Annotated in this window: 11 protein-coding genes; 4 read left to right on the plus strand and 7 right to left on the minus strand. The window is 53.5% G+C overall.

The window, feature by feature from the left end; all coding sequences use genetic code 11:
* The 3 genes from M3200_RS03650 to M3200_RS03660 all read left to right on the plus strand — a co-directional run.
* Nucleotides 1–334 (plus strand): ATP-binding cassette domain-containing protein (locus tag M3200_RS03650; protein WP_288178122.1); only part of this gene is annotated, 334 nt, incomplete at its 5' end.
* Nucleotides 335–374: 40 nt separating this feature from the next.
* A complete protein-coding gene (locus tag M3200_RS03655) occupies nucleotides 375–1,070 on the plus strand; it encodes an amino acid ABC transporter permease (RefSeq protein WP_022382182.1) in 696 nt (231 codons plus the stop codon).
* Nucleotides 1,070–1,771 (plus strand): amino acid ABC transporter permease, encoded by a 702-nt coding sequence (locus M3200_RS03660; protein WP_022382183.1) that lies wholly within the window; start codon nucleotides 1,070–1,072, stop codon nucleotides 1,769–1,771. Before M3200_RS03655 ends, M3200_RS03660 begins: the two co-directional genes overlap by 1 nt.
* A gap of 406 nt (nucleotides 1,772–2,177) precedes the next feature.
* On the opposite strand, the gene M3200_RS03665 is transcribed toward M3200_RS03660, so the two are convergent.
* Nucleotides 2,178–3,611, minus strand: coding sequence for a translocation/assembly module TamB domain-containing protein (locus tag M3200_RS03665; RefSeq protein WP_022382184.1), 1,434 nt, complete (start codon nucleotides 3,609–3,611; stop codon nucleotides 2,178–2,180).
* A gap of 118 nt (nucleotides 3,612–3,729) precedes the next feature.
* On the opposite strand from M3200_RS03665, the gene M3200_RS03670 reads away from it, so the two are divergent.
* Nucleotides 3,730–5,010, plus strand: coding sequence for a glutamate-5-semialdehyde dehydrogenase (locus M3200_RS03670; RefSeq protein ID WP_022382185.1), 1,281 nt, complete (start codon nucleotides 3,730–3,732; stop codon nucleotides 5,008–5,010).
* 386 nt (nucleotides 5,011–5,396) lie between these two features.
* Here the strand turns inward: M3200_RS03670 and M3200_RS03675 are convergent, their stop codons facing one another.
* From M3200_RS03675 to M3200_RS03700, 6 genes are all read right to left on the minus strand, one after another.
* Nucleotides 5,397–6,404: an aldo/keto reductase gene (locus tag M3200_RS03675; RefSeq protein ID WP_022382186.1), complete on the minus strand. Its 1,008-nt coding sequence runs from the start codon at nucleotides 6,402–6,404 to the stop codon at nucleotides 5,397–5,399.
* A gap of 8 nt (nucleotides 6,405–6,412) precedes the next feature.
* On the minus strand, nucleotides 6,413–7,060 hold the full coding sequence (locus tag M3200_RS03680; protein ID WP_022382187.1) for a hypothetical protein: 648 nt from the start codon (nucleotides 7,058–7,060) through the stop codon (nucleotides 6,413–6,415).
* A 201-nt stretch (nucleotides 7,061–7,261) separates the two neighbouring features.
* A complete protein-coding gene (locus M3200_RS03685) occupies nucleotides 7,262–8,482 on the minus strand; it encodes a type III PLP-dependent enzyme domain-containing protein (protein WP_108850297.1) in 1,221 nt (406 codons plus the stop codon).
* Nucleotides 8,483–9,186: 704 nt separating this feature from the next.
* Nucleotides 9,187–15,228, minus strand: coding sequence for an autotransporter domain-containing protein (locus M3200_RS03690; protein WP_022382189.1), 6,042 nt, complete (start codon nucleotides 15,226–15,228; stop codon nucleotides 9,187–9,189).
* Nucleotides 15,206–16,027: a hypothetical protein gene (locus M3200_RS03695; protein WP_022382190.1), complete on the minus strand. Its 822-nt coding sequence runs from the start codon at nucleotides 16,025–16,027 to the stop codon at nucleotides 15,206–15,208. The genes M3200_RS03690 and M3200_RS03695 overlap by 23 nt, the downstream gene beginning before the upstream one ends.
* A 457-nt stretch (nucleotides 16,028–16,484) precedes the next feature.
* Nucleotides 16,485–18,836, minus strand: a 2,352-nt coding sequence (locus M3200_RS03700; RefSeq protein ID WP_288178123.1) for an autotransporter outer membrane beta-barrel domain-containing protein, incomplete at its 5' end; no start/stop codon positions are given.

An 18,836-nucleotide genomic window follows, 5' to 3' on the forward strand; every position in this document is an offset into this window, starting at 1 on the left:
TGAACTCTCCGGCGGCATGCAGCAGCGCGTCGGCATCGCTCGCGCCCTCGCTCCACGTCCTGACGTCATCCTCTTCGACGAACCGACATCAGCCCTCGATCCGGAACTCGTCGGCGAAGTCCTCGACACCATCGCTGAAGTTGCTACCCTTGGCATCACGATGATCATCGTCACCCACGAAATGCACTTCGCGCGCGAAGTCTCCTCCAAAGTCGTCTTCATGTCCGACGGCCTCGTCGTCGAAGAAGGCACTCCGGAAGACCTCTTCACCCACCCGAAGGAAGAAAAGACCCAGCAGTTCCTCCAGCGAATGCTCAAGAGAGACGAACACTGATTTTCGTTTCCCGCTCATTCGTTAGAAAGAGGTCTTCTCTATGTTAACTTTTAATTTTGATTACTTCCTCGGACTTTTCCCGAGGCTCGCGACGGCCATCCCCTACACGGCGGAAGTCATCGTCGGCTCGATCCTCCTCTGCCTTATCGTAGGGATGATCATCGCCGTCATCCGCATCGCAAGGATTCCCGTCCTTCATCAGTTCTGCGAAATCTGGCTCTCCTACAACAGAAGCATGCCATTCATCCTGGACCTCTACCTCGTCTACTTCGTCCTGCCGGTCATCGTCCGCGGACTTGGCATCAGCCCTGACGGCTGGCCTCTGACAGCGTACGTCCTCATCGCGCTGACATTCCACTATTCACCGGTTATTTCGGAAATCATCCGTCCTGCCTACCTTTCCGTAGACAAGGGGCAGAGCGAAGCCGCCGTCGTATTCGGCCTTTCGCCCTTCCACAGAGTCTTCCGCATCGTAGCGCCGCAGGCATTTCCTGTAGCCCTTCCGAACCTCGTCAGCGAAGCCATCAACATCATGAAGGATACCTCCGTCATGTACTTCATCGGCGTCATCGACCTCATGGGCCGCGCCGGCAACATCATCAACGCCAACTATGGCCAGGGAAAACTTGAAACCTACTGCGCCGTCGCCCTCATCTACTGGGTGCTCGTCATCTTCGTGGAAATGGTATTCCATGCGACACAGCGCATGACCGATAAAGGAAGGAGGACCACATAATGATAGACTTTGCTGTCATACCGACCGCCCTCCTCTTCATCGCCGAAGCCATCCCGAATACCCTCTTCATGGCATTCGTCAGCCTTTTCTTCGGCATCCTTCTGGGCTCCGTGATTGCACTCATCCGCATCCGCAGCAAGAACGTCATCGTGAACGGTTTCCTCACCGTTTTCATTTCCTTCTTCAGAGGCGTACCGAGCATCGTGCAGCTTTTCATCGTCTACTACTCGCTGCCCTACCTCCTCGCGCCCCTCTTCACGTCTATCCTGGGCCACACCGTGAAACCCTTCGACGTCAGCCCCTACTGGACCGTTTACACCACATTCATCCTTTACAACACCGTCTACCAGTCTGAAAACCTCAGAGGAGCGCTCCGCTCCGTCGACCACGGGCAGTACGAAGCAGCCGTCGCCATGGGCATGACCCCATTCCGCGCCTTCACCCGCATCGTCCTCCCCCAGGCCTTCGTCGTAGCCATGCCGGCCTTCTTCACCTACTACCTGAAGACCATCAAACTCCTCGCCCTGGTATTCACCGTCAAAGTCGTCGACATGTTCGCCAAAGCCGACATCTTCTCTGCTCTCTACAACAGAAGAACCGAACCCTACATCGCCGACACCATAGCCTACTGGGCCGTAGCCATCCTCCTCACCCTCTTCTTCAACTGGTGGGAAAAGAGACTCCGCTCCAAAGGATTTTAATAAGGAAAAGAATAAGAAAAAGGACATCTCCGGAAATGGGATGTCTTTTTTTGCGTGGGGAGTTGGGGCGGGGCGTGGCTTAGCTGTCCCCGTTAGGGGAAGGAGTATGGCAGGGATGGGGTTACATAAGGTTTCAAACAAATAAGAGTTGCGCTCTTTCTTTTATTCCTCAGGAAGCTGTCTCCTTCGGGGGGAAGTGGCCATTATACAAATGATTGCACGTGAAATCACAGAAATGATTGTAGAATTTTCATAATGGTCGAAAGGGGTTCACTGCTTATTTTCTCTAGCATAGCGAGGTCGTATGTTTTTAAAACCATACAGCCGCCTTACAGGCTAGGAAATGCAACTCATCCGTCAGCTCCGCTGCCACCTTCCCTTCCAGGGCAAGGTCAAAACCGGCCCCCTATTTCTTCAGCGCATCTTTGAAGTCGTCGACTTGTTCTTTGATTTCTTTCATGTTTTGCTGGATGCCCCTGAAGGTTTTGACGGCTTCCTGCTCTCCTACGGCGTCGGTGATGCGCATGGCTTCTCCGGTGTCGGGGTCGACGAGGCGGATTTCGCCCAGGTGGAGGCGGCCTTTGACGATGCTGAAGGCGTCGGTTTCTGCGATGCCCAGTTTCGTGTACAGTTTGACGTCATAGAAGGCAAGGGTGTGGCCCTTGTTATCGAAGCGGCCTGTGATCTTTTCGAAGGGAGCGAGCATGTAGAAGCCGCTTCCGGACTGGAAGGTGCCGAAGGAGTCGAGGTCTGCCGGGTTGCCGTCGCAGTGCATTTCACCGACGAGGTCGACGAGGCAGTAGAATTTATCACTCTTCAGCGGGTACCTGGTGTCCATGTCCCAGGCATTGATGTAGATATTGTAGGCACGGGAATCGATGTCGTAGTCGCCGCGGGCGAGGAGTCTTCCTCCGTAGACGCCTGCTTTGACATTGGAGAAGGTCAGGAGTCCGCCTTCGTAGTGGATGTCGCCGTGCACGTCATGGAAGCGCAGCGCAGGGATGCGGAGGCGTTTCATTTCCAGTGTCCCGTCTGCTATTGGCCCTGCAAAGGGTCCGTCGGCATGGGCTTTCAGAGTCAGGCGGTCGCGGATGCTTGTCCCAAGGCCCAGGGAGGAAGGATCGATGCCGTCGAATTCTGCATCGAAGTGGCATTCCTGATCGGGTTTCGAAAAGTCCACGGTGCCGTAGAGTTTTACGCCGTCGCCGACAGCCGTGCCTCCGAAGGGTCCGGTCGTCAGGGAAATGTATGTCATGCCCTTCGTGTCGAGGTCCATTTCCATATTCACGTGATTGAAAATATGATGGCGTTCCAGGTAGAAGGTCTGAATCTTTGCATTGTTCAGGACGAAATTCATTTTGAGGCGCTTGCCGTTCCTGTTGAAGTTCGCCTTGCCGTCTTCGGAATTATCTTCGATTTCCTTTGGATTGACGAAGTCGACCTGCATATTCTCATCGTAGCGGACGGAGAAGACCGGATCGTTCAGCGTGATGCCTTCCAGCGTGGTCGATTTCATTCTCCGGGTCACGATGTCCCATGGATTGACCTTCAGCGTCCCTGTCGGCACACGGAGGATCGGATTTCCCTGCGGATCATCCCAGGCAAGGTTCGTGAACGTCACGCCGCCATGGATATTCGCTGTGATTTCCTCGACCGTGATCGTCCCGCGCAGCATTTTCTGCTTCGATACGGCATAATTGAAGATTCCGGCCGCGCCGAGGCTCGCCATTTTGAAGAGGAGCAGCACGACGAGGAAGAGTGAAACGAGCACACTGAAAAGAACGGCGGCGTACATCGCCCATTTCCGTTCTTTCCGGTACTGCTTCAATTTCCTGAACATAGGCTCCCCTCCTTTGCTTCATCATAGCACAATCCGCCCCGCCCGATAAGGATTGCCTTGACGCGCCCCGCCCTGTCCGACTACAATGAGGGTACATTCCTGCCAAAGGAGGCCCGCTATGAATATCCATGACGAAACACTGAAAATGAAACTCGCATCGCCCCTTCTCTCCGCTTCATCTCTTGAAACGAGAAACAAGGCGCTCGCCCTCATCCGCGAATCTTTGAATGCGCATAAAGAAGAAATCTTCGAAGCCAATAGAAAAGACCTGGCCCTTGCCGAGGAAACAGGCGTCCCGGCTCCGGTCAAGAGACGCCTCAAATTCGACGAAGCGAAGCTTTCTGACGTCACCGAAGAACTCACAGGCCTCATGGCGCTTCCGGATCCGCTCCGCAATATCACCCTTGCCCGCGAACTCGACCAGGGCCTCACGCTCTACCGCGTCACCTGCCCGATCGGCGTCATCGGCGTCATCTTCGAAGCACGCCCCGATGCCCTCGTCCAGATTTCCTCCCTGTGCCTGAAGAGCGGCAACTGCGCCATCCTGAAAGGCGGCAAGGAAACGACGTGGACGAACCGCGTCCTTTTCTCCCTCATCCATCAGGCAGCCATCGACGCAGGCCTTCCGGAAAACTGCCTCCTCCAGGCAGAGCAGCACAATGAAATCGACGAACTTCTCGAATGCCACGACACCGTCGACCTCCTGATTCCAAGAGGCTCGAACGCATTCGTCCAGTACATCATGAACCATACGAACATCCCCGTCCTCGGCCATGCCGACGGCGTCTGCCACATCTACGTCGATAAGGAATATGACAAGGAAACTGCGATTCCCCTCATCGTCGATGCCAAGACACAGTACCCGGCAGCCTGCAACGCCGTCGAGACCGTCCTGATCCACAGGGACGTCGCCAAAGACCTCCTTCCGGACCTTGCCAAAGCACTGAAGGACGCCGGCGTGAAACTGAGGGGCACAGAAGAAGTCAACGAAATCACTCCCGTGGAGATCATCCCGGAAAGCGAATCCTTCCATCATGAATACGTCGACCTCATCATCGCCCTGAAGATCGTAGGCGGTGTCTATGAAGCCATCAATCACATCAATACCTACGGCTCCCACCACACCGACTGCATCCTCACCCAGAACGCAGAAACAGCCGAGAAATTCATGACCCTGGTCGACAGCGCCAACGTCTACCAGAACGCAAGCACCCGCTTCGCCGACGGCTTCCGCTACGGCTTCGGCGCCGAAGTAGGCATCTCCACCTCCAAAATCCACGCCAGAGGCCCCGTAGGCCTCGAAGGCCTCCTCTCCTACAAGTACAAACTCTTCGGCCACGGAGACATCGTAGGCGACTACGCCAGCGGAAAGAAACACTTCATCCATAAGGATTTATAATTAAGCGAATAAAGAAACGCCTTGAAAATGATCAGTCATTTTCAAGGCGTTTTTGTGTTGGATGGAGAGAAATTTGCTGATTTCTCTCTAGCGAGGGCAAAATACTCGGAAAAATCAAGACTCAGTACATCGCAGTTACATAGCCGTTCGCGACGATACGGAAGGTTTTGACCTGCCCCAGCGGGGAAGAATGCCTTTGACCTTGCCCTGGAAGGGAAGGTGCCCGACCTTAAATTCTGATGTCGGGCGGATGAGTTGCATTTCTTCAGCCTCTAGGCTGGTTTTATGGTTTTTTATAAAATGCATTTTCTAAAGTTGCCGGAGAAAGGGGTGCAGTATTCATTGGTTTTTATAAAAGGTTCCTCGAACGCAGCGAGATCAAGCCCCTATTTCTTCATCCAGTGGCTGGAGAAGGAGTGCTGCTGGGATTCGTTGATGCCTCTGTGGCCGTGGATTTCCATGGTGCCAAGGGCTTCTTCAAGGCGAGCGAATTCGGTCTTGGTGAGGGTGACTTCGGAGGCTTTGAGGTTTTCGAGGATTCTTTCTTTGTTCTTGGATCCCGGGATCGGGACGACGTTGGGGTATTTATAGAGCATCCATGCGAGGGAAATCTGCGCGGGCGTGGCTTTTTTCACTTTGGCGAATTCTTCGAGGAGTTCTACGATCGGGCGGTTGCCTTCGAGGTTTTCTTTGGAGCGCTGCGGGACGAATTTTCTGACGTCGTCAGTGCCGAATTTGGTTTCGGCGGTGACTTTGCCGGAGAGGAGGCCGCTGGCGAGGGGCGAGAAGGGCACGACGCCGATGTGATGCTCGATGCAGTACGGGAAGATTTCCTTTTCGCAGTCTCTTTCGACCATGGAGTACAGGTTCTGCACGGCGGTGACGGGCGTGATTTCATGGGCTTTGGAAAGGATGGAAACATCGACCTGGGAGAGGCCCCAGCCGCGGATTTTTCCTTCCCTGATCAGACGGCCCATGCTTTCTGCGATTTTCTCGATCGGAATGGCTTCGTTGAAGCGATGTAGATAGTAGAGGTCGACGTAATCGGTGCGGAGGCGTCTCATGGATGCGGTCAGGTGGCGGAGAAGGACGTTGTAGATGTCCCCTTCTGGATCGTATTCCTCTGTGGAAATATGGAGCTTCGTCGCAAGGACGATGTCCTTCCTGAATCCTTCGACAGCGCGGCCGACGATTTCTTCGTTGTGGCCCCGGTAGAACTGTTCCCTGCCGTACGTTTCAGCGGTATCGAAGAAGGCACAGCCGTAGTCATGTGCTGCGCGGATGGCAGCGATGCTGTACGATGTTTCCGGCACTTTCCCATAGCCGTGGGAGAATCCCATGCACCCCATCCCTATTTCCGAGACGGTCAGATTTCCGATTTTTCTTTTCTTCATGTTTCCTCCTAAAGCTGTGCCACACAGATGACGTCTCCGTCCTCCCTATGGATGGAAAATTCAATATCATCGCCGCCGCGGACGCCGAAGTCGCCTCTGGGGTCGCGAAGAAGGCGGCCTTTGATCTTGCGGCCGTTCAGGCCTGTCGTCAGAACCCAGCAGGGTTCGGGCAGCTCGCCGTCTCTCATGAGGTAGACGAGGACGCGGTCGGGAATGTCCGCATGGCGCCATTCGTCGATGATGTCCATTTCACGGACCTTCGCGAGGTCCCGCGGGCAGGCGTACATGGCGCGGATCGTTTCCATTTTCTTTTGGAAGGCAGGAATCTTCTCTCCGGCAAAGGGGATGATCCGGCAGTCATTGACGCTTTCCTTCGTCACGGAAGCCGACGTTTCCTGCAGCGCGGAAAGGACGGAGACCATGCCGTTCTGCTCGCGCCCTCCGCCCAGAATTTCAAAACAGATTCCCTTCACCGGGTCGATGTAGCCGTAAACGATGACGCCATTCTCATCTTCGCCCGGAAAGAGCCCCCGCAGGCCCGCTTCCATCAGCGCAGAGAAGACAGCGCCATTGATCGTCATGAAACAAGTACGATAAATCATTTCCCGGAAATCCGGGTCTCTCACCTTGATTTCTATCTGTTCATCTTCGCTCATTTTCATCCCTCCCGCTCCCCTCCCGGCGAAAAGCCTGCCGGTCTCCATCGGGGACGTTTACCATGGGAAATTTTTTCTTTATTATATACCGTAAAAAGTCCGCCATAAAAGAAGATTTGGCACGAAAAGGCCTGTCTGGCCATTGAAAAAGAGCGGATTTCTCCGCCCTTCCATTCAAGAAATTTATACTCCCTCTAGGTCTCACGTTTCCTTCAGAAGAAATTCCTTCGGCCGCTCCAGTGAGGAGAAGGCAAAGGGCGAAAGCGTCGCCGCATACGCGCCCGCATTGCCGATGACGATGCCGTCCCCTTCGGCAAGGCGCGGGAGCGTGATGTCTTCTGCGATGATGTCCGCCGCCGTGCAGAGGTTGCCCGTGATCGTGACCGTCTCCGGATTTCCTTCCCTCAAAGTGGAAATGGGAAATGCCCGCGCGCCCGAGAAAAGCGGCTCGCAGAGTGCCGGATGGCCGGTCTCATCGTACTTTTCGACAAGACGCGCCAGTGCCGGGCGAAGGAAACCATGCATCGTACCCGCCGTGATGAGGAAGACTTTCCCCTCCGACACCTTCCTGTCGAGCGCCTTCGTCACATAGAAACCCGAAGGCCCGGGCGCATACCGGCCGCTCTCAAGGAACAGGCGCGCCTTCGGGAAACGGTCATGGAAGGGCCCGGCAAGCGCAGCGAAGGCTTTCTCAAGAAGCGCCAGGTCCATTTCCTCGTCCTCCGGATCCATCGGAATCCCGATCCCCGAGCCCAGGTTCACGAACGAAAGCTCCATCGCCTCCGTCCGTCCAAGACGTTCCGCCATGAGAAGGACGTTCTCATAATAGAGCGCCAGTGCTTCTTCGGAGAGCTCCTGGCTCTTCAGATGGACATGGATGCCCGCCGGGGACAAATGGGGAAAATGCCAGTCATTCAAGAGGGTAATCGCCTCTTCCTCATCGATTCCGAACTTCGACGGCTCGCCCCTGCCTCCTGCAAAACCGAAGGAAGGATGAATGCGGAGGCCGATCGAAACATGGATCCCCTTTTCCTTAGCCGCTTCTTCGATCCGCGCAATCTCGCCCGCGCTGTCAGCGACAAGCGTCGCGAGCTCCAGCGTCTCCCGGATGTCCTTTGCACGCTTTCCCGGCGCCGAGTACTGGATCTCCTCTTTCATCATCCCAAGAGAAACTGCCAGGCGCACCTCGGCTGCGCTTGCCGCATCCGCGCCGAAACCTTCTTCTTTCATCACACGTGCCACAGAAAGGAAAGGATTCGCCTTCAGAGAATACAGGATTTTCGCCGAAGGAAAAGACCTCGTAAGAGCCCTAGCGCGGGACCGGATCCCTGCTTCGTCATACAAGTAAAAACAATCCTCCGTCAAGAGAAGCTTTGCTGCCGCAGCCTTCAAACGCTCATTCATTCCTTCCATGCTCCACATCCTTCCCCGCCAGAAAGCGGATTTTTCTTGATTGTACCATGGAAAACGTTTTTCTAAAAATCAAATCACACGAAACTATAAACGCAGGCATGCCTCATATCTATCTTTTGGTGAGTTTATAAACTCATTTTGTTAGGATGGAAATCGCCAAAGGCCCAAAAGGGAAGCTATTCAGCAATATATCGGAAAATTTCACATTTTAAAAAATAAATGCGTCCCGGGCGAAGAAATTTGGCCGAACCAGACCGCGTCGAAATTGACCGGTATAAAAATAATTGATATGCGAAGCTTTTATAATAAAATCTTATGATAACGCCTGCAACAATAAAAATTCAAAAATAAACTAAGTATGATTTTTCTCGTAATAAATATGGACGGATTTCTATAGGAGGAGAGCTGAGGGATATTAGGAAAGAAGTGTGGTTAGCTGTCCCCGTCAGGGGAAAGTGGCGCCGTCAGGCGACGAAAGGGGTTCATCTCCTTCAGCCGAAGGCTGGTTTTGTGGTTTTAAAACCATACAGCCGCCTTGCAGGCTGGGAAATTCAACTCATCCGAGAAATTTTAGAAAGCAAAAATTTCCCACCTTCTCCTCCCGGAGCAAGGTCAAGACCGGCCTACGGCCCTCCTCTCCTATCCCACGCAAAAACTCCACTCATCAGAAAATGGTGAGTGGAGTTTTCCCTATTTCCTACATAATTTCCCTATCAGAAGTGGTATCTGACGGCTGCGGTCCAGGTGTTGCTCTGTACGCTGGTGCCGTGCTGGTACTGGTAGGCGACTCCGTAGGTGAAGTTTCCTTTGGCTGCCTGTACGCCAAGTCTGCCATACCAGCTGCCTGCGTCGGCGATGTCGAAGCCGAAGGCGTCGCTTGCACCGCCCAAGCTTACTTTGTCAGTGCCGTCGCGGTCGCCGAATGTCCATACGTAGCCTGCTTCTGCCATCGGGCGGATGGTCCAGATGCCGTTCTTGATGTCTGCGCTGTAGCGGAGACCGAGCGGGAACATCCAGACGTTAGCATCATCGCTGTCATGACGGACGCCGATACTGTCGGTGTAGGCATCCGTGCCAAGGTGTGCGTAGCGGAGGCCTGCGAACGGGGTCAGAGTGCCCATGCCAAGGCCGATGCCTCTTTCGGCTCTGACGCCGATGCTGTATGCATCACTGTCAGTGGAACCAGTGATGGTGCTGCCGCTGTTATGCTGCTTGAGGTCGTTGCTTCCATGGAGGTAGGAGATGTCGCCGAGGTATGTCATCGGTCCCTGTTCGACTCTGCCATAGAGAGCAAGGCCGTAGTAGTCGACGTCGTTCTTGGTGTGCGCTGCTTCGGTATTTCCAGAGAAGCTTCCATCCATGTACGTCAGGGCTGCGCCGACTGTCGCATTTCCCTTCTTGTAGAAGTCACTGCCGACGACAACGCCATTGAACTGTGCATCATAGGAAGCGCCCATATTGGCCAGACCGAGACCGCGGACATTTTCCTTGGAGTGGATGAAATGAGCCCAGAGATCCTTATCCTGATCTTCTGTGTAAAGGCCGGTCAGGTGGGATGTGAGAGAGCTGTCGAAGAGGTTGTTTGCCGCATAGAGTCCATGCTGTACGCCGGCAAGTTCAGTCAGGGCTGATGCGCTGTTAAATGCGCTTTCCTGTGCTTCTTCGGTCAAATTGTCGTCAGAAGCCGCGAGAGCAAAGGCAGATGCAGCACCGCCGCTATCTATAGCAGCATTGATGGTATTGGGTGCAATGACTTTATCGCCGTATACATCATGCGCGTCCTGGGATTCAGCGGTGACGGAGAACTGTGTTTCCCCATTTCCTTCAGCGCCAACGAATTCAAGCAGATGTCCGTACGAGAAGACATTGCTGTTTACGGCTGCCCTGGCTTCTGCAAAGAGGCCGTTTCCATCTTTGTCGTTCGTGCCGGAGAGGATGTTGTATGTGGTATTGCCCTTGGCATTTGAAATGTAAATCTTTGCGGAAGGGGAAATATCGGTAGTGCTTACATCCGTAATGGCTGCCGCCTGGCTTCCGGATACTTTATTTCCGTCAATCATCAGGAGGGAATTCTTTCCCATCTTGAATGTGCCAATCGCTGCCGCACTGTCCGCATTGGCCGAACTGTCGATGACAACCCTGCCATCGGAGAGGCTGGCGCTCGTTGCAACATAAAGGGCAGAGAGGATATCCGTGTCACTCCAGGTAAGTCCGCTGTCCGTAAATGCCTTTTCAGCAAGGGTCTTGTCGGTGGAGCCAACCGTCAGCGTAGAGTTGTTTCCTATGACGACTTTGGATCCGGAAATAGAACCTGCAGCGGCTTCTGCGCCGTCCTCTTGCGTCCCGCCTATCCAGACCGGATCGAGGTAGAGCGTACCGCCATTCAGGTTGATGCTTCTTGCGCTGAGATTAACAGATTCCTCTTCATTTCCCAGTTTCAGTATGATGCTGGAATCACCGGTGATGGCTTTGGCGACAGTAACATCACCAGTGACGACGGATGTTCCGCTTGTCGTCAGGTTCTGCTCCAGAGTCAGCGTACCGGTCTGGGATGTGAGGGCAGAGTCGGTCAAAGCGACATCACCCGTGACAGTCGTCTGTCCATTCGCTGCGATAGTACTGTTTTCCGCAGTCACATCAGCAGCGACGTTCAGTGTCTGATTTTCTGCAACAGCGCTGTTGCCAATCGTAAAGGTAGACCCTTCCGCCAGATTAACTGAAGCCGTGCCGCTGTCGGTTGTAATGACATCCGTCGTTTCACTGTCGCCCAGTGTCAGATTCTGACCGCCGGCTACGGATACCGTATCCGCACCGCCCATATCAAGGGCGGCGACATTGAATCCGCGGTCCAGCGATGTCGTGTTGTCTTCCGAGGAAGGAGCGCCAATGGAAATGTTGCTGCCTTCTGTCGTGAGCGTGTTGCTGATGCCCGTGGTATCCACGAGGTTGCCCGTCATGACGATACTGGTCGTGGAATCTTCCAGCGCATCCATGGTCTTCTGGATATTTGTAAGGTATGTATAGCTGTAATCATCCGAGAGGGAGAGCGTGCCTGCCTTGAAATTGACGGAATCCGCCGTGGTCTCGGTCAGACCGTTGTCCCCGGCTGTCGTTTCTGTGGTATCCCCATCGGTAAATACCTGGCCTGCTGTCGTAGCAAGTGTAGCCGTACCATCCAGAGTAAGCTTGCCGCCGCCCGTGATAGAATCGGAGAGTTTTTCTGCCGTCAGCTTGCCGCTCGTCAGAGTCAGAGTACTGGTGTTGTCCACATTGGCCGTCGTCAGAGCGAGATCATTGCCGCCTAAGGAAACGGTCGATCCATTCGTGGAGGAAACCGTGCCGCCGATAGCAGCATTTCCTGCCGTGACAGTCAATGCATCGGAAGAGAGATCTCCGGCAATCGTCAGAGCGCCTTCTGCATCAACAGTCGTGCCATTTTCGACAGCAAAACTGCCTGTGTTTTCTGCTCCCTCTGCGTCTGCTGAACCGATGGTGAGTTCTGCCTCAGGTGCGATATAAATCTTCTGGAAATATCCCAGTTCGCCGACGGTATTTCCTTTCGAATAGACATTGAGCGTATTTCCTGTACTTGACGTGCCATAGCCGCCATAGAGAGCCGCGGTGCCATTCAGCACGCCGCCGGTAATATTGACTGTATTGTCCGATGCTTCGCCGCTAACCGTATAACCGGCAATAATTTGTGAACTGCTGATATGGCCGCTCTCCAGATTGATGGTATTTCCTGAAGCTGCACCGCTTCCCATTGTGAGGCCGCCATAAATGTTTCCTGATGCATCGCCTGCGAGGGTGACGCTGTTGCCCGTACTGCCTGCGCCGCTCTCTCCGCCATAGATCTCTATAGCTCCTATCAGGTTTGCGCCCGAAATGGACACATGATTATCCGTTGCTTTGCCAGGTACGGATAAAGCGCCCACGATACTGGAAGGGTTCTCAGGATCGACGCCATCCGTGCTGCCAATGGTGCCGCCCGTGATGGTGACACTGTTTCCAGATGCATCTCCCGGGTAGGCAGCGGCCCCGGAAATGGAGATCACGCCGCTGGCTGTACCGATTGTGCCGCGGGAAATATTGACTTCATTTGAGGACGCCCCGGAACTATCTGAATAAGCACCTGCTATATTGATATCTCCTCCGGTACTGCCATCCTCTGCAGCATTGATGGAACCTCCGGAAATGGTGATGGTATTGTTTGTCATAGTACTGCTGCCGGATCCTGCATTTTCCATATCGCCGGCAATCATGGATACGGAGCCACCGTGGGAATCGATTGTACCATTTTCCATGCTGATATGATTATCCGATGCCGAGGCTGCAAGCTTGTTGGCATAATCCCTATGATTATATCCACCAAAAATATGTATTTTTGCGTTTTCGCCCATTCCGATCTTGCCGCCGGTAATGGATAACTGGTTGCCTTCCGTTACACCGCCGGGCTTATAACTTTCACCGGCAGCAATATTCAGGGTATAGTTAGCCTTCGTAGAGCCCAAGCTGCCGCCGGAAATTTCTAACGTGTTATTACCTGCCGTTGTCCCATAGCCGCTCACAATATGGGAATTGACTTCCAGACTACCGCCCTGAACATACAGGTGATTATCATTGGCCTGCCCGCCAGCTGTATTACGGCCAGCAAACACTAAACCCGTTATCGTACCAGATTTGATGGTAACAGTATTGCTGTTGGCACTGGCTGACGCTGACTGTGTACTGCCCCCGAATATTTGGTAAACATTCCCATCTTCCATGTCGAACAGCACTTCATTTCCCGATGCGTCGCCAGCCTTCGAGAAACCGCCATATATGCGTGGATAAGTATAATTTACCAAGGCGATAGAGCCGTCTGCCTCTTCACTGTCTGTAATTGATACTGTATTGTTCAAGGCTGCTCCGGCATCTTCCCCAGTTCCGGCCGCATTGGAATAGCCACCGTAAATAAGCTTGAGTTTATTCAGCGACGTTCCGGAAATATTGACGTGATTATCTTTGGCCATGCCTTTGGAGGTATAACCGCCATAAATCAAGGATGTATTACTGCTTCCTTCTGTAAAATTGACTGTATTTCCCGTGGCATTACCAGATGTCGTTACATGACCGCCGTAAACACTTCCCGTTGTATTTGTACCGCTCATGTTCACTGTATTACTTGCAGCATCGCCTGTACCAGTCTGTCCGCCAGTGATACTTCCATTTACTGTGCTGTCCTGGACACCGAGTGTATTTTTGCTGGCGCTGCCACTTCCGGTATAGCCGCCAGTGATTAACGATCCGCCCGTACTGCCCGTGAAAGTGACGCTGCTGCCCGAGCTTCCTGTCGTGCCATAACCGCCGTAGACTTCTGTCTTGCTTCCAAGCATGCTGTTCGTGACCGTCACTTTGCTGCCTGATGCTTCCCCGGAAGCCGAATAGCCGCCAAAGACATAGGCAGTTGATGTATCAGAACCGATTTTTGAATCATTGACTATAGATTTATTCCCCGTGGCATTTCCAGAATTTGTCCATCCGCCAATGGCATTATTGGCAAAACTGCCGCTTTCTACATCGACCGTATTTTCGCTCACGTCACCGCTGGGCGAATATCCACCATAAGCGGCGCCAGCAGCACTGTTATTCGAAAGCGTAACCTTATTGCCTGAAGATGTGCCTGCCGTCTGGATACGTCCGTTATAGACGAGTGTCGCTGTGCTGCCATCCAATGCAGCTGTATTTCCTGATACAGATCCACTTGCGGCCTGTCCTGCGCTGGCATAACCGCCCGTCTGCCCAGTAAGGGATACTGTATTGCCGGACGCATCGCCAGATCCGGTAAAGGCGCCGACAAAGACTGCATTAGGATTCAGGGCGGCTCCTGATACTTCGACCTTATTTTCTGCAGCATTACCTGAAGCGGTATAACCACCATACAGATAGGGTGCACCGCTGTCTTTGCCGATGGTGCCGCCGGTAACGTTGATATCATTGCCTGTCACGTCGCCGGAACTTTGCACAAAACCACCAAAGAGCTGCAACGCTGCTGCCGATGATGTATTCAACGTTCCCGACGAAATCGTCACTTTATTCTCCGAAGCTGCACCGGTCTTTACGATACCGCCCTCCACTTCGATGCCTTGGGCCGATGTTGAACCAATGTCAGCTCCATTAATTTCTACGCTGTTGCCGCTGGCAGTGCCGTTTTCATTGATTTGTGCGCCTTTGATCTGCAAAGTATCAGCACTGCCGGAAGCACCGATAGAACCGCCTGTCAGGCTGACACTGTTTTCTGAAGCCGTATCACTCGTACCATCTACATCTATATAAGCGCCGATCAGAATGTCATAGCCTCCCTGCGCATCCAACGTGCCGCCGGAAATAGCAACGGAGTTCTTCGAAATCGTACTGCCATGCCCCAGATCGTAAGCGCCATAGACGAAGTTAGCGCTGCCTTGCTCCTGGCCGAAAGTACCGCCGGAAATCTTCACTCTGTTACCGGAAATATTTTCATCGCTGCTCTGGGAATACGCCCCGATAATACGGTTGCCAGCTGCTACCGCGGTTTCCCCGAACGTGCCGCCGGAAATCGTTACACTGTTATTTGTATTCGCGCCACCGCTGCCGGACACGTTCGTGTTGGCACCAATGACAGACATACCTTTGGGTCCACTGCCAGAGGCAGCACCATTAATGATGCCTCCTTTAATAATGACCGCATTGTTGTCCGCACTGCCTGCATCTGCTTCACCTCCAACAACCTGTCCCATTGACCACGGCTGTATCGCTGATTGTCACCTGGTTGCCGATGACGTCTACATTTCCTTCTGTTCCTGTGAGATTCCAGTTATAGGCACCCCAGACGTACGTCGCCGATCCGCCGCTCATGGTTACCCTATTATTTTCTGTAGATCCGCCGGTGGTTCCTTTGTAACTCAATCCGGAACCTAAGGAGCTAAAATCATTAATCAAGGTTTGACCAAGGGAAGCAACACCTCCCACAGAAGCGCCGCCTGCCAGTTTGTAGACGGAACCTCCACTCATCGTGACACTGTTGTCCGAGGCCCCGCCATAGTCAGAAAAGCCGCCGACGGCTAATTCTGATACGCTGCCACCACTGAATGAAAGCGTATTCCTATTGGCATCACCGGCGCCGGAAATACCGCCAGCAATGACAGCGGCAGAGGACTGCACTGTATCCGAATTTCCCATGGATGCGCTGTTCCCGGTTACTGACCCATTAAGCGACAGTCCGCCCGCAGCCAGAGAATTGACTGTTCCGCCTGTAACGGCAATCGTATTCCCTGATACGCTGTCTGTGGAAATGCTGTCTGTCATACCTGATTCTACTGTTGTTATCGTACTTCCAGCCACCGCGCTTCCCACAGTGGTTCCTGATACGATGTTTAATGTGTTTCCATTGACCGTCCCGGTATCTTCATTCCCGGTCACCGTCCCGGAGCTGGATTCTGCAGTGACCGCGGCATAAGCCGGCGCACCACAAAAGCCCAGACTCAGGAGACTGGACATGATCAATGCCGTCATAATTTTACGGCGTTCTTGTTTCATTAATATTCCTCCCCTTTTATAAACCGCAAGCGGGGATGGCCTTCCACCACCATCCGCAAACTCGCTCTCCCAGAATCTTCTGAGTGGATCCTGCCGCAGCAGCACCCTTGCGGAACCGCGCCTCCTTTCCTTAAAGCATCCCTCTCATACGCCGGATACTTCTTCTTATTTTTTATATAAAGAATGGAATTATATAATTCCGTTATTATTTATATTTTACAACATTTTTGTGTAGTTATTTATAGTTTTGTTATAAATTCCGGAAAGATAGATTTGAGCGGAAGAAGATAAAACCAGACAACCGGACTATGTCCGGGGAGATGAACCCCTTTCAGCGCATGCGCGCCACTTTCCCCTAACGGGGACAGCTAAGCCTCGCTTTGCTCGAGAAAGCAGACACGGAAAAAGGACTCATTCACATAGAACGGGTCCTTTTTCGTAAAACGCGTTAATTCATTTAAAAGCTTCTGCTAACTGTCGCGAAGAGTGTGCCGCCTTCCTGCTTTCCGGTCCAGCCTGTGGCTTTGAGGTCTACGCCCCAGGGGTGGTCGCTGGTGACTTTGCTCTTCCAGCCGAGTTCGAGGAATTCGCTGGATCCTTTGACAGTCGGGGTGTCGGTTCTGTAGGCATCATAGAAAGCTCTTGCTTTGCTGTCAAATTCATAGTCCCAGCCGATGCCTGCGTAGAGGGAGCGGACTTTGTCGAAGTTTCTGGTCCATCTCATGCCCAGTCTTGTCCGGTAGGAGTTGATGTCGTCGAATTCGTACTTCGCTTCGCCGCGGCTGTTTCTGATGGTGGCGGTATCGCTTCCGAGGTGAGTCCAGAAGAATTTGCCGTAGAGGTCATAGGTGTCTCTGTCTTTGGCGTAGATTTTGCCTGCGCCTGCCTGGGTTGCGACGTACGGCGCGCTGCTGTCGTAGCGGAGGGCGGTGCTGTCGATGATACCGTGGAAGTCGCCTTTGAGGCGGCCGGCTCTGATAGCGCCTTCGTAGTACTTGCCGTCATCGAGGTCGCGTCTCAGGAGGACGCCTCCGCCGGTGTAGTGCTGGCGGCCGTCGCCTCTGGCTCCGTCGTCAAGGAAGCTGGCGTAGTTGCTCCTGCCGTATTCGAGGAACGGCATGACGGTGTCGATGGCTCCATCGCGGCGGATTCTCCGGATGAGGCCGACGTTGGCGGCCATGCCATTGCTGTCGATGTAAGAGCCCGTGTTGTAGTGGAGGTCGTAGCCGCCTACGATGGCATAGGGCACGAATTTCGCATCGACGTCATGGTCTTCTTTCCATGCGCCTTCTGCTGCATTGGAAACGAGATCGCCTGCGTTCTTGATGGTATTGATCCCGTTCTCACGGTCTTCCGGAATGATCTTGGTGTCCGGATGGATGGTGCCTTTTTCGTCTTTCGGGACATAGACGACGATGGTGTTGTCGTCCTGTTTTTTGACGGCTGCCTTGCGGTCGACGAAGCCGGCGTCGCTGACGATGTCTTTGCCGCTCATCATGCTGTATGATGTGCCGTCTGTCTTGATGCCGCCTGCATCATAGATGAGGTTGATGGCCTGTCCGGGCGCGAGTTTCGTCGTTTTCTCAATTCCCGCCTGGATGACTGCTTTGGAAACGTCGGCGTTTCCTGTGACGGTCACCATCGTTTCTCCTGCCGCTGTTCCTTCCGGGACGTAGAAGTTCAGGTTCTGGAAATAGCCGAGATTCTTCACGGTATTTCCTTTCGTATGAAGGTTCAGCGTGTTGCCGCTGCTTCCTTTTTCGCTGTAACCGCCGTAGAGGCTCATCATGGCGCCCAGGGTGCCGCCTGTGATGTTGACGGTGTTATTGTTCGCCTGTCCTTCTTCGGCAAAACCGCCGGCGATGGCGTTGTCATCGGCTTCACCAGTGCCTGATGATTCCGTGCCGATAATGCCGCCTGCGATGTTGACGGTATTTCCTATGGCATCTGACATGGCCGAGTGGCCGCCAAGGACGCTGTTCTTTACAGTGCCGTCATTGATGGTGACGGTGTTGCCGGAAGATTTGCCGCTTGTCTGCACTTCGCCATTTTTTTCATCAAAAGTATTCGCTGCTGCCGCTTCGCCGCCGACGACGGTGCCGATGGTGCTTGATCCATTGACAATGACCTGGTTGTTTTCAGCATCTTTCAGCTGCCCGGGCTGCGTAATCCAGCCCACCATGTAACCCGTCTCTCCGCCGACTGCTTCCATTTCCACGCTGCTGTCCGTAATGGTGACGATATTTCCCTTGGCCGAGCCGATCTGGCCCACGCCGCCGTACACACCCTTGACCTGGCTGCCCGTAATCGTTACCGAGTTGCTGCTGGCACTGGTGGATATGGGATCTGCTTCTGTACTGGTATCCGTTCCCGTGCTTTCCTCTGTAGAGACAGCCAGAACGCTCATAAGCACAGCTTCAGCAACGTTATTGCCATTCCCTGCACGGCCGCCGTAGACGATGCCAGAGGAAGCGATCGTATCCAGTGTGACCGTATTGCCATCAGCATTGCCGGACTCGGTTTCCCCGCCGGTAATATCGCTGCTCACAGAGGTCAGGTAGATTTCATCATCGTCTGTAACCTTTGTCCCCGTGATTTTCACCGTATTGTCATTGGCATCGCCGTACCCCGTATAACCGCCCGTAACAGTAGAGACGCCATACTCCTTCTCCGCAGTATTGGAAATCTCCACGGTATTGCTGCTGGCATTAAGGGCCGGTGCACTACCAGAGCTCAACACATAGCCGCCATAGACACTGGTACCGGAAGCGGACGTATTCGTTAACGTGACCGTATTATGATTGACCCC

The sequence above is a fragment of the Dialister sp. CAG:357 genome (assembly GCF_000435155.1).
In the GTDB taxonomy this organism is placed as follows: domain Bacteria; phylum Bacillota; class Negativicutes; order Veillonellales; family Dialisteraceae; genus Dialister; species Dialister hominis.

What these genes read in the sequence shown, in the direction of transcription:
- M3200_RS03665 (WP_022382184.1), bottom strand. Translation starts at nt 3,611, where the DNA reads ATGTTCAGGAAATTGAAGCAGTACCGGAAAGAACGGAAATGGGCGATG.
- M3200_RS03670 (WP_022382185.1), top strand. Translation starts at nt 3,730, where the DNA reads ATGAATATCCATGACGAAACACTGAAAATGAAACTCGCATCGCCCCTT.
- M3200_RS03655 (WP_022382182.1), top strand. Translation starts at nt 375, where the DNA reads ATGTTAACTTTTAATTTTGATTACTTCCTCGGACTTTTCCCGAGGCTC.
- M3200_RS03685 (WP_108850297.1), bottom strand. Translation starts at nt 8,482, where the DNA reads ATGTGGAGCATGGAAGGAATGAATGAGCGTTTGAAGGCTGCGGCAGCA.
- M3200_RS03690 (WP_022382189.1), bottom strand. Translation starts at nt 15,228, where the DNA reads ATGGGACAGGTTGTTGGAGGTGAAGCAGATGCAGGCAGTGCGGACAAC.
- M3200_RS03660 (WP_022382183.1), top strand. Translation starts at nt 1,070, where the DNA reads ATGATAGACTTTGCTGTCATACCGACCGCCCTCCTCTTCATCGCCGAA.
- M3200_RS03680 (WP_022382187.1), bottom strand. Translation starts at nt 7,060, where the DNA reads ATGAGCGAAGATGAACAGATAGAAATCAAGGTGAGAGACCCGGATTTC.
- M3200_RS03675 (WP_022382186.1), bottom strand. Translation starts at nt 6,404, where the DNA reads ATGAAGAAAAGAAAAATCGGAAATCTGACCGTCTCGGAAATAGGGATG.
- M3200_RS03695 (WP_022382190.1), bottom strand. Translation starts at nt 16,027, where the DNA reads ATGAAACAAGAACGCCGTAAAATTATGACGGCATTGATCATGTCCAGT.